This window comes from Pseudacidovorax intermedius (assembly GCF_001476815.1).
Classification (GTDB): domain Bacteria; phylum Pseudomonadota; class Gammaproteobacteria; order Burkholderiales; family Burkholderiaceae_C; genus Xenophilus; species Xenophilus intermedius_A.
Genome location: NZ_LDSL01000249.1, coordinates 1 through 9,488, shown reverse-complemented (window position 1 = coordinate 9,488; position 9,488 = coordinate 1). Strand labels below are relative to the sequence as shown.

The 9,488-nt window shown below is 70.0% G+C and carries 10 protein-coding genes; 6 read left to right on the top strand and 4 right to left on the bottom strand.

Annotation, left to right across the window (positions count from 1 at the left end; all coding sequences use genetic code 11):
- The 4 genes from NS331_RS24985 to NS331_RS27405 all read right to left on the bottom strand — a co-directional run.
- Positions 1–394 (bottom strand): PilW family protein (locus NS331_RS24985; protein ID WP_369405827.1); only part of this gene is annotated, 394 nt, incomplete at its 3' end.
- Between the two features lie 5 nt (positions 395–399).
- Positions 400–855, bottom strand: coding sequence for a prepilin-type N-terminal cleavage/methylation domain-containing protein (locus NS331_RS24980; RefSeq protein ID WP_153013062.1), 456 nt, complete (start codon positions 853–855; stop codon positions 400–402).
- Between the two features lie 3 nt (positions 856–858).
- Complete coding sequence (locus NS331_RS24975; RefSeq protein WP_058644594.1) at positions 859–1,464, bottom strand: pilus assembly FimT family protein; 606 nt, start codon at positions 1,462–1,464, stop codon at positions 859–861.
- Positions 1,455–1,901: a type IV pilin protein gene (locus NS331_RS27405; protein WP_058644593.1), complete on the bottom strand. Its 447-nt coding sequence runs from the start codon at positions 1,899–1,901 to the stop codon at positions 1,455–1,457. Before NS331_RS27405 ends, NS331_RS24975 begins: the two co-directional genes overlap by 10 nt.
- A gap of 378 nt (positions 1,902–2,279) precedes the next feature.
- Here NS331_RS27405 and NS331_RS24965 point away from each other — a divergent pair, with 378 nt between their 5' ends.
- From NS331_RS24965 to NS331_RS24940, 6 genes are all read left to right on the top strand, one after another.
- Complete coding sequence (locus NS331_RS24965; RefSeq protein ID WP_058644592.1) at positions 2,280–2,471, top strand: CsbD family protein; 192 nt, start codon at positions 2,280–2,282, stop codon at positions 2,469–2,471.
- A gap of 83 nt (positions 2,472–2,554) precedes the next feature.
- Positions 2,555–2,803: a CsbD family protein gene (locus NS331_RS24960; RefSeq protein ID WP_058644591.1), complete on the top strand. Its 249-nt coding sequence runs from the start codon at positions 2,555–2,557 to the stop codon at positions 2,801–2,803.
- Between the two features lie 40 nt (positions 2,804–2,843).
- Positions 2,844–3,848 (top strand): hypothetical protein, encoded by a 1,005-nt coding sequence (locus NS331_RS24955; protein WP_058644590.1) that lies wholly within the window; start codon positions 2,844–2,846, stop codon positions 3,846–3,848.
- A gap of 405 nt (positions 3,849–4,253) precedes the next feature.
- A complete protein-coding gene (gene wecB, locus NS331_RS24950) occupies positions 4,254–5,429 on the top strand; it encodes a non-hydrolyzing UDP-N-acetylglucosamine 2-epimerase (protein WP_058644589.1) in 1,176 nt (391 codons plus the stop codon).
- Positions 5,426–7,624, top strand: a complete 2,199-nt coding sequence (locus tag NS331_RS24945) for a cellulose biosynthesis cyclic di-GMP-binding regulatory protein BcsB (RefSeq protein ID WP_058644588.1) — start codon at positions 5,426–5,428, stop codon at positions 7,622–7,624. The genes wecB and NS331_RS24945 overlap by 4 nt, the downstream gene beginning before the upstream one ends.
- Before the next feature lie 112 nt (positions 7,625–7,736).
- Positions 7,737–9,431, top strand: a complete 1,695-nt coding sequence (locus tag NS331_RS24940) for a glycosyl transferase family protein (protein WP_082702773.1) — start codon at positions 7,737–7,739, stop codon at positions 9,429–9,431.
- Positions 9,432–9,488: the final 57 nt, after the last annotated feature.

Sequence of the window (9,488 nt, the reverse complement as noted above, 5' to 3'; positions counted from 1 at the left end):
CCTGCCCGATCAGCACCGGCGCCACCCGGATGGTGGTGCCGAGCGCGGCGAAGGGGGCCGGGAAGGCGCTGGCCGGCGGCAGCACGTTGGTGCCGTCGCGCGCGGCATAGACCTGGCAGCCCAGGGTGCCCCAGTCGAAGCCCTGCGAGAAGCCGGCGCCGGCGGAGCGCAGCGCGCGGTCCAGCGCGGTGGCCGAGAAACCGCCGCTCTGGTTCATGTCGTTGGTGCCGGTGGTGGTGCGCTTGTTGGCCTCACCGACCACCAGCACGCTCATCACGGCCAGCACGACGACCAGGCCCAGGGCCATGGCCACCAGCAGTTCGAGCAGCGACAGGCCGGCGCTGCGGCCGGCGCGGGCCCGCAGGCGGGCCGGGATGGACGGGGCGAAGGTCATCGGCATCACGTCGACGGCAGCGTGACCCGGGTCACGAAGTTGCTGGGCGTGCCGGTGCCGGAGGTGGTGGACCTGCGCGAGGGCGCCGTCCACTGGATGAGGATGTCCGCCTGGTTGGGCACGCCGGTCACCGGGATCACGTCGCCGGAGCCGCTGGGCAGTTGGGTGGACGACGCGACCTTGCTCTTCCAGGTGGTGAGCACGGTGTTGTCCACGGTCACCGACTTCTTCAGCCACATCTGCGCGGCGATTTCGTCCGCCAGCAGGCTGGCGCGGCTGCGGTAGTCGGCCTCCAGCGACAGCGAGATGGCCTGCGCCTGCAGACCCACCAGGCCGAGGATGGCGAAGGAGAAGAGCAGGATGGACACCAGCACCTCGATCAGCGCCACACCGGCCTGGCGCGGACTGCGGCCTGCCGGCCGGTGCGTGTGGGCACGCGAAGCGGAAGGAAGGACGCGCATGGCTCAGCTCGTGCAGCCGTCGGGGCTGTTGGCGATGTTGCGGGCCGGGTCGCACATGCGCACCTGCCCGCTCAGGCCCACGGTGACGCGCAGCGGCCGGTCGGCCCCGGTCTGGGTGACGGTGAAGCTCTGCAGCGGCGGCGTGCCCGAGGGCACGGCGCAGGACGCCGACAGGCCTGTTGCCGCACCGGCCGTGAGGCGGCCGTTGCTGCTGAAGCACAGTGCCGCGGCGCCGGTGATGGTGACGCCGGCACCCAGGTCCGAAACGTTGCCGCCGGTCAGCAGTTGCATGGACTCGGAGCTGTCGGTCATGGCGGGCATCGCGTACACCGCCCAGTACTTGCCACCGGCCTTGGCGGCGACCGAGGCGGGCGCGGTGGCGGGCGGGCTGTCGGTGAAGACGAACACCGTCTGGCGGCTGCGCGCCACGGCCTCGGCCTGGGCGGTGCGCAGCGTGTCCTGCAGCGTGTTGGCGATGGTGCGGATGCGGCTGTTGCGCACCCAATCGGCCATGGAAGGCACGCCGACCATCAGCAGGATGGCCAGCAGCGCGACCGTGATCATCAGTTCCACCAGCGTGAAGCCGGCGGAAGCGCGCCTCAGCTGCACGTCTGGCCCCGCTTGAGGATCCAGGCGCTGGTGCAGGTGCCCCAGCCCGTCGGTGCCTGGGTGGTGGAGCGCGTGCTGGCCTGGTCGATCTTGAAGGTGAAGCCGAGCGAACTCGACACGGCCTGGAGGGTGTAGGTGGTGCCGGTCGGCGCGCCGTCGCACGACAGCACGAATTTGCCGAGCGTCTTTTCAGCGCACAGCGGATTGGTACCGCTCCCGGTGGGACTGCCGTATGTCCGGTTGTCCTGGAAATACCGCTCCATGTTGGCCTGCATCACCGCCAGCCCGTTGGTGGCATCCACCAGCTGCCCGCGCAGCACGTAGTCCCGGTAGCTGGGCAGCGCGATGGCGGTGAGGATGCCGATGATGGCCACCACGATCATCACTTCGATCAGCGTGAAGCCGCGGGCCCGCGGTGTCCGATTGCGCAACGCCATGCCTTCCGTCCCTACAGGTGAACCAGTCAGAAAGATTTATTAACCATTGTGTCATTGTTGAATGGCGACCCAACACTGAGACACAGTCCTGGCGATTGGCGGTGCGGGCTGGCCGACGGGCGGTGCATGCACGGCCGACCGGCGGTGCCTGGCGGCTGGCGCGCGGGTGCGGACGCCGCCGACGGCGGTAGGCCGGGCGCCGCCACGGCCGGCACTTCCCCGCCTACAGGCCGGCTTGCCGGCGCACTACAGCGGCATGCGGCGTGCCCCGCCCCGTACGGAAGCGGCGTCCCACCACGATGCCGTCATTCGCCAGCCAAGCAAAGGCGGATGCCCCGGCCGTCCGGCCCGGGCGGTTCAACCTCAGGAGGTATCGCAATGAACAAGGATTCCGTGCAGGGCAACCTGAAGCAGGCCAAGGGCGCCATCAAGGAAACGTTCGGCAAGGTCACGGGCAACGAGAAGCTGCAGGCCGAAGGCATGGCCGACAAGGTCGCCGGCAAGACCCAGGAAAGCTACGGCGACGCCAAGGAAGCGGCCAAGGACGCCGCCGACAAGCTGCGTCACTGAGCCCCGACGACGATCCCGAGCGCGGCCTTCGGGCCGCGGCTTTCCCTCTCCGAACGACCTATAAATAGAAAGGCACCCATTCCATGCTCAACAAGATCGAAGGCACCGTCCAGAACCTCGCCGGCCGCGTCCAGGACGCACTCGGCCGCGCCACCGGCGACAAGCGCACCCAGTTCGAAGGCAAGGCCCGCCAGCTCGGCGGCAAGGCCCAGTCCGGCTACGGCGAGCTGCTGGGCCAGGTCCGCAGCCGCGTGTCCAAGAACCCCATCGGCGCGCTGGCGGTGGTCGGCGCAGCGGCATTCGCCTTTGCCGCGTTGAAGAGCAAGCGCTGATCGTTTCCGGTCCGACGTCCACCTCAAGGGAAACAACAAGATGATCACAACGCCTGCCTATGCTGGCGCAGCCCCCGAGGCTGCCCGCTTCCACTTTTCGCGCATCTCCTGGGGTGCCGTCTTCACCGGGCTGTTCCTGGCCCTGGTGACCTACCTTTTTCTGACCGTGCTGGGCACTGCCATCGGCGCCAGCGCGATCGATCCCATGGAAGCCGGCAACCCGCTGGCCGGCTTCGGTACCGGTGCCGGCATCTGGGTCGGCCTGTCCACGCTGATCGCCCTGGCGGTCGGCGCCTTCTTCGCTGGCCGCACGGCGCCCGGCAAGGGCACGCTGCACGGCGTGCTGTGCTGGGCCGTGACCACGCTGGTCACCGTCTACGCCCTGTCGTCCCTGGTGGGCGGCGCGGTCGGCACGGCCACCCGCGTCGCGGGCAGCGGCGTCGCCCTGGCGGGCCAGGGTGTGGCCGCCGTGGCACCGAGCATCGCCTCCGGCGTCAAGGACGAGCTGCAGAAGAACGGCGTGAGCCTGGACTTCGGCGACCTGCAGCGCCAGCTGGAGACGCTGCTGCGCCAGTCGGGCAAGCCCGAGCTGAACCCGGACACCCTCAAGTCCCAGGCCGGCGCTGCCGCGCAGGACGGCAAGGCTACCGGCACCGAGGCCGCCACCACGCCGCAGAACGCCGGCAACGACCTCGCCGCCTTCTTCGACCGCCTGCGTCAGCGTGCCCAGCCCGCACTGGACGCGGCCGACCGCGATGCCCTGGTGAACATCATCATGGCCCGCACGGGCAAGACCCGCCCCGAGGCCGAGCAGATCGCCGCCAATTACGAGCAGACCTACAACCAGGCCGTCGCCCGTTACGAGCAACTCAAGGTGCAGGCCGAGCAGAAGGCCCGCGAGGCCGGTGACGCCGCGGCCAAGGGCGTGAGCCGCGCCGCCTGGGCGGGCGTGGTCGTGCTGCTGCTGGGCGGCCTGGTCTCCGGCGCCAGCGGCTTCCTGGGCCGCCGCAGCGCCCGCCGCGAAGAAGTGCTGGTCGTGGCCTGATCGCTGACCTGACCCCCTGCTGACGCCGCACCCCGGCTCAGCGGACCGGGCCGCCCCGCCGTCTTTTCGGCGGGGCGGCTTTTTTTCGTCCAGGGCCCGGAGACGGGCCTGTATCGCACGCCAACGGGTGCAGCTGTGGTGCTCGCGCATCGCCGCCCGATGCCGGCGGTCGGCTGCACGACTGTTGTCAGAACGAGTCAGCCAGCGCTGGTAATTGCAACGCAAGCTCCGAAAAAGACAACATTAGTTCACGATTTTTCACTTTTTTGGACACGTCCTACGCGGCGCCGTCTGCTTTCTACTTAAATTGTTAGCTCAGGTTAACAACAACAAAGGAACCGCCCTCCGCGGTTCCAGATCACGCCGCCGCCGGTCGCAGGGCCGGCTGCCGCGTGGGATCGGTCCATGCACGTCCTTTCAGTTTTCGGCACCCGCCCCGAGGCCATCAAGATGGCCCCGCTGGTGTCCGCCATCGCCGCCGAGCCGCAGTTGCGCAGCACGGTGTGCATCACCGGCCAGCATCGCGAGATGCTGCAGCAGGCCATGTCGCTGTTCGGCCTGTCGGCCGACCACGACCTGGACGTGATGCAGCCCGACCAGACGCTCAACCAGCTGAGCGCCCGCCTCACCACCCGCATGGACGCGCTGCTGCGCACCGTGAAGCCCGACTGCGTGCTGGTGCATGGCGACACCACCACCGCCGCCGCCTGCGCGCTCGCCGCCTTCCACCTGCGCATTCCCGTGGGCCACGTGGAAGCCGGCCTGCGCAGCGGCGACATGCAGGCGCCCTTCCCCGAAGAGATGAACCGCCGCGTGGTGGACGTGATGAGCACCTGGCTCTTCGCGCCCACGGCCGCCGCCCGCCAGGCCCTGCAGCGCGAGAACCTCGCGGGCCGCATTTGGGTCACCGGCAACACCGTCATCGATGCGCTGGCCGCCACCGTGCAGCGGCTGCACGACAGCCCGGCACTGTCGGGCGCACTGGCCGCGCGCTACCAGTGGCTGGACGCGCGCCGGCGCCTGGTGCTCGTCACCGGCCACCGGCGCGAGAACTTCGGCGACGGCTTCCGCCAGATCTGCAGCGCGCTGCTCGAACTCGCCGCACGCGACGACGTGCAGGTGGTCTATCCCGTGCACCTGAACCCCAACGTGCGCGGCGTGGTGCAGCAGATGCTGCACGGCCAGCCCAACATCCACCTGATCGATCCGGTGGACTACCTCGACTTCGTCTGGCTGATGCGCCGCGCGCACCTGATCCTCACCGACTCCGGCGGGGTGCAGGAAGAGGCGCCCTACCTCGGCAAGCCGGTGCTGGTGATGCGCGAGGTGACCGAGCGGCCCGAGGCCGTGGCCGCCGGCACCGCGCAGCTGGTGGGCACCTCGCCCGACCGCATCCTGCAGGCCGCCCGGCGGCTGCTGGACGACCCGGCCGCCTATGCCGAGGTGCGCCGCCGACCCAACCCGTACGGCGACGGCCAGGCCTGCCGCCGCATCGTCGACGCCCTGTGCAACCGGCCCGTGCCGGAGTTCGCCGCCCCGGCATCCCTTCCTGCCTCCGAACAACGATTCGACTTCGCATGAGCCCGCACCACCACCTCCCCCGCACCCTGTCGCTGATCCTGGGAATCGGCCTTCTCGCGCCTGCCGCCATGGCCGGCCCCGTGGGCGACGCCATCCAGCGCCTGCAGGGCGAGACCTGGGTCACCCGCAGCTTCAGCCTGGCCGACCTGGGCATCACGCGCACGGTGCTGATGACCGGCTTCGACGTGAAGCAGGAGTTCTACCTGCCGGTGCCGCGCAACGTGCCGATCGCCGAGGCCGGCATCGACTTCCGCGGCCGCTACTACAAGGCCGAGGAGGCCCGCAGCTCGATGCTGCTGTCCATCAACGGCCGGCCGGGCTACACCATGCGCGTGGACGGCAACGAGGGCGATGCCAGCCAGGCGCTGAAGGTGGACGTGCGCACCATCACCGACGGCTTCCTGCGCCTGGGCGTGAACTGGGTCAACAAGAGCACCGAGCAGATCTGCGCCTACGAGCGGCCGTCCAACAACGTGCTGGCCGTCGAGCCCGACACACGCTTCACCTACCGCTTCACCAGCGGTGCGCTGGCCAGCCTGGCCGACGCCTGGATCGCGCTGCCGGCCCGCCCGACGCTGATCGTCTCGGGCAAGAAGCTCTCCAAGGGCGCCTACGACAGCGCCTGGCGCATGGGCGTGGCCATGGACCAGGCCGGCCGCGTGACCAACGTGCGCAGCTTCCCGGCCGTGGGCGACACCGTCGACACCCAGGGCTGGCAGATCCCGTCCGCCCTGGCCGGTCTGCCCGCCTTCTCCGGCCTCGCGGCCGGACAGGCGCGCTACCAGATCCGCGACGCCGCCGAGATCGGCGCGCTGGTGATGCTGGGCGCCGGCAGTGCCACCGGCGACCTCGCCATCATGGACGGCGCCCTGCGCCAGCAGATCAATGCGGCGCTCGACGCCCTGGGCGCGCAGCTCGGCGGCGATGCCGACGCGGCGCGCGCCTTCGCCGACTGGCGCGGCCGGCAAACCGCGCTGGCCGCCGACGGCATGCCCTCGCACATGGTGCGCCTGGCCACGCTGGGCGCGCGGCCCGTGATCGTGATGGCCGAAGACGCGGGCGCGCAAGCCGCGGGCGCCTTCGCCGATGCCTGGCGCAACGTGCTCATCGGCCGCAATGCCGTCATCGACAAGGCCGACCCGGCCGAGGCCGACAGCCGCACCGTGATGCACCCCACGCAATGGGGCGGCACCAACCCCAACTTCGACGTGCTGTCCAAGGGCGACTGGACGGTGAGCATGCCGCTGGCCGCCGTGGCCGCGGACGGCCGCCTGCCGCACGACCTGTCGGTGGACCTGGCCGTCGCACCCAGCGCCGGCCAGTCGCGGCCGGTCGCCACGGTCTACTGGAACGACACGCTGCTCGGCGCCACCCGCCTGCGCGCCGACGGCCACCCCGAGCGCATCGACGCCCGCGTGCCCAGCTACGCCATCGGCCTGAACAACGTGCTGCGCGTGGCCGTGCAGCGCCAGCCCTACTACAACGGCTGCAACGAGGCGCCCCAGGCCTACCCGGTGCAGGTGCTGCGCACCACGTCCATCCGCACCGGCGAGCCGGCGCCCGACGGCACCTTCGTCGGCCTGCTGCCCCTGCTGGCCAACAAGCCGCAGCTGGCCGTGCCCGAAGCCTGGCTGGCCGACGCCACCGCCACGCTGCCGCGCGTGATCCGCATCGCCACCGCCGCCGGCGTGAGCCCGGTGCGTGCCGAACTCGTCGTGCAGGCGCAGGGCCAGGGCTTCAGCCCCGCCCGCCCCTTCCTGGCGCTGCAGGTGCCGGTGGACGGCGCCAAGGTGAAGGTGGACGTCAAGGACGGCCACCTGCGCATCGCCGGCAAGCAGGCGCCCTGGCTCGACGTCGGCGGGCTGCAGCAGGCCAGCGCGGTGGAAGTGGTCAGCGGCAAGGGCCAGCCCGGCGTGGTCTACCAGGCCCTGGGCAACCAGCCGGTCATCGACAAGCCCTTCGTGCTCAACCGCGGCGACCTGGCCGTGCTGTCCGCCGAAGGCCCGGTGGCCTGGTCCGACAGCAGCATCGCCGCCCACAGCGACGCACCCTCGGCGGACGACGGCGTGTTCGCCGAATGGCGCCGCCACCTGACCTGGGGCGTGCCGGTGCTCGCCTTCGCGCTGCTGGCGCTGCTGCTGCTGTTCATCGTGGCGCACCGCCTGAACAAGCGGAAGAAGCACGACAAGTCGTGATCGACCGATTGCGCGCCCCGCGATGCCTGCCTGCGCCCGCGCAGGCCAGCGCCGCCGGGCGCGCGGCACCGGCCGCACGACGACCCCCGACCTCTTTCTGGCCCGCTCCTTGATGGATCCGCTCTACTCGCCCTTCCTGCTGGCCGACTACTACCGTGTGCTGGAATGGCTCACGGCGCTGGTGGCCGTGCTGGTCCTGGTGTCGGGGCTGGACGACCTGTTCATCGACATCTACTACTGGGTGCGCGAGGCCTGGCGCGCGCTCACCGTGCGCCGGCGCTATGCGCCGCTCACCGCCGCGCAGCTGCGCGAGCGGCCCGAACAGCCCATGGCGATCATGATCCCGGCCTGGCACGAGTACGACGTGATCGCGCCCATGCTCGCCAACATGGTCTCCACGCTGGAGTACCAGGACTACCACATCTTCGTCGGCACCTATCCCAACGACGTGCGCACCATCGAGGAGGTGGAGCGCATGCGCCGGCGCTACCGCCACCTGATCCGCGTCGAGGTGCCGCACGACGGCCCCACCTGCAAGGCCGACTGCCTGAACTGGGTGGTGCAGGCCGTGTTCAAGCACGAGCGCCTTCACGAGCGGGCCTTTGCCGGCATCGTGCTGCACGACAGCGAGGACGTGGTCCACCCGCTGGAGCTCAAGTACTACAACTACCTGCTGCCGCGCATGGACTTCATCCAGCTGCCGGTGACCTCGCTCGAGCGGCAGTGGTACGAGCTGGTGGCCGGCACCTACATGGACGAGTTCGCCGAATGGCACAGCAAGGACCTGGTGGTGCGCGAGAGCATCGCCAAGGTCGTGCCCTCGGCCGGTGTGGGCACCTGCTTCTCGCTGCGGGCCCTGCACGTGCTGTGCGAGAACACGCAGAACCAGCCCTTCAACGTCGACAGCCTGACCGAGGACTACGACATCGGCAACCGCCTGGGCCAGCTGGGCATGAAGCAGATCTTCGGCCGCTTCGAGGTCGACTACGTCACCCGCCGCAGCTCGTGGTTCGGTCTCGGCAAGGACCGGGTGAACACGCTGCGCCTGCCGCTGGGCGTGCGCGAGTTCTTTCCCGACACCTTCCGCACCGCCTACCGGCAGAAGGCCCGCTGGACGCTGGGCATCGGCTTCCAGGGCTGGGAGCAGGTGGGCTGGCGCGGCTCCCTGGCCACCAAGTACCTGCTCTACCGCGACCGCAAGGGCCTGGTGACCTCCTTCGTCGCCATGCTGGGCTACCTGCTGGTGCTGAACTTCCTGGTCTTCTTCGCGGCCTACGAATTCGGCTGGTGGACGGTGCACTACCCGCCCATGCTGCACCCCGGCAGCTGGGTGGTGACGGTGATGGCCATCAACGGCCTGCTGCTGATCTGGCGCATGGTCCAGCGGGCCTACTTCGTGACCCACATGTACGGCTGGGAGCACGGCCTGCTGTCGGTGCCGCGCATGATCGTCGGCAACTTCATCAATGCCGCGGCGGCGGCGCGCGCCTGGAAGCTGTTCCTGTCGAACAAGCTCTTCGGCACCCGCCTGGTCTGGGACAAGACCATGCACGACTTCCCCTCCGACGAGCAGCTGGTGCAGACCCGCCAGCGCCTGGGCGAGGTGCTGCTGTCCTGGCGCGCCATCGACTCCGAGCAGCTCGCCAACGCGCTGCGCCTGCAGTCCGAGAGCCGCCGCCCGCTGGGCACCATCCTGGTGGACAACGGCTGGCTCGACCACGCCACGCTCGACGAAGCCATCGCCTTCCAGCAGGGCGACTCGGTGTTCGCCGGGCTCGACTCGCATTCGCCACAGGAACACGCATGAAACCGCTGCACCGCAAAGCCACGCTGGCGATGGCCCTGGCGGCGGCCTGGCCGGTGA

Excerpts from the sequence above, each read along its gene's own strand:
- NS331_RS24940 (WP_082702773.1), top strand. The coding sequence starts at position 7,737 with ATGGATCCGCTCTACTCGCCCTTCCTGCTGGCCGACTACTACCGTGTG.
- NS331_RS24960 (WP_058644591.1), top strand. The coding sequence starts at position 2,555 with ATGCTCAACAAGATCGAAGGCACCGTCCAGAACCTCGCCGGCCGCGTC.
- NS331_RS24980 (WP_153013062.1), bottom strand. The coding sequence starts at position 855 with ATGCGCGTCCTTCCTTCCGCTTCGCGTGCCCACACGCACCGGCCGGCA.
- NS331_RS27405 (WP_058644593.1), bottom strand. The coding sequence starts at position 1,901 with ATGGCGTTGCGCAATCGGACACCGCGGGCCCGCGGCTTCACGCTGATC.
- NS331_RS24955 (WP_058644590.1), top strand. The coding sequence starts at position 2,844 with ATGATCACAACGCCTGCCTATGCTGGCGCAGCCCCCGAGGCTGCCCGC.
- wecB (WP_058644589.1), top strand. The coding sequence starts at position 4,254 with ATGCACGTCCTTTCAGTTTTCGGCACCCGCCCCGAGGCCATCAAGATG.
- NS331_RS24965 (WP_058644592.1), top strand. The coding sequence starts at position 2,280 with ATGAACAAGGATTCCGTGCAGGGCAACCTGAAGCAGGCCAAGGGCGCC.
- NS331_RS24945 (WP_058644588.1), top strand. The coding sequence starts at position 5,426 with ATGAGCCCGCACCACCACCTCCCCCGCACCCTGTCGCTGATCCTGGGA.